This is a genomic window from Methylocystis suflitae (genome assembly GCF_024448135.1).
Taxonomy (GTDB): domain Bacteria; phylum Pseudomonadota; class Alphaproteobacteria; order Rhizobiales; family Beijerinckiaceae; genus Methylocystis; species Methylocystis suflitae.
The window spans coordinates 1-1,076 of record NZ_JAMRYX010000131.1 but is presented as its reverse complement, the minus strand read 5'-3'; the positions used below and the strand labels follow the sequence as shown (position 1 = coordinate 1,076).

General features: G+C 58.6%; 1 protein-coding gene and 1 pseudogene. Both read right to left on the bottom strand.

What is annotated here, in order from left to right:
• Positions 1-67: 67 nt before the first annotated feature.
• The gene (locus tag NEI07_RS10220; RefSeq protein ID WP_256034372.1) at positions 68-760 is read right to left on the bottom strand and encodes a UPF0149 family protein; all 693 of its coding nucleotides are present in this window, start codon (positions 758-760) and stop codon (positions 68-70) included.
• Positions 726-1,076: pseudogene (locus tag NEI07_RS10215) on the bottom strand (IS66 family transposase); the annotation flags it as partial. The pseudogene NEI07_RS10215 and the gene NEI07_RS10220, both read right to left, overlap by 35 nt.

The window sequence follows — 1,076 nt, the reverse complement described above, 5'->3', positions numbered from 1 at the left end:
GCCATCAGACCGCCGTTGCAGAGCGTGACCGCGCGTTCTTCAGTAAGCGTGATCGGACGACCGCGGATCAGTTGAGGCCGCAACATTTTTTGTATTTTTTGCCTGATCCGCATGGACACGGATCGTTGCGGCCGACTTTTCCGAAGGAGTTGGATTGGGTCGGCGGCGTGACGCTTATTCCTTTGCCTGGATCGTGATTTTCTACGCGCCATTCGTTGAGCGTCAGGACGAAAGGGCCGATAAGTTCATGCGCGGTGGACTCGAGCGCGTCATATTCGAGTTTGGAGAAGCGCGCATCGCGTCGTGCGACATCGGCGAGGGTAAGCAGGCCCGACATGGCTTTGGCGGTTTCGACATGAGCATCGAGCAGTGGTCGCCATGCGGCGGGGCGGAGCTTCACGGCCTTTTCGAACCCCTCGATCCACAGCTCCCACAGAACGTCACCGTTGCGATCGTCGACGGCGAAGTATGGCGCATAACTCTCCGGCTTCTCGAAAAGCCTTTTTGCGACATCATTGTTGTAGTGCGCCATCACGAGCGTGAGCACTTTGTTCAGGTGGTCAGCCGTATCGAAGACGGGCGCCGCCTCGTCAGCAGTCTGGCCCCAGACGACGGAAAGCCATTCGCTTGGCGGGATCATCTCCGGACAAACAAGCACGCCGGCGACAAGACCATCGAGTTCTTCGAACAGCATAGCCTCCTCGCCAAGGGCGAGGAGTTCATTCTCAAGCTGCCTGAGATGGCGCGGCTCTTTCCGCACGAGGCTTCCACTTCCAGGGAAGGAGATCGTCGATTCTATTGATCGGGTGATCGGCGATGCGGGCGATGATGTCCGCAAGCCAGGCTTCCGGATCGATGTCGTTGAAGCGCGCCGTTTCGATCAGCGTATACATGATCGCCGCGCGACGTCCGCCGTCGTCGGAGCCGGCAAATAGGTAATTCTTTCTGCCCAAAGTAAGGGGTCTGATTGCGCGTTCGGCGGCGTTGTTCGACATTTCGTCCGTCATCGACGTAGCGGGTCAAGGCCGTCCAGCGGGAGGTCGCATAGCGGATGGCTTTGGCGAAGTCGCTCTTGC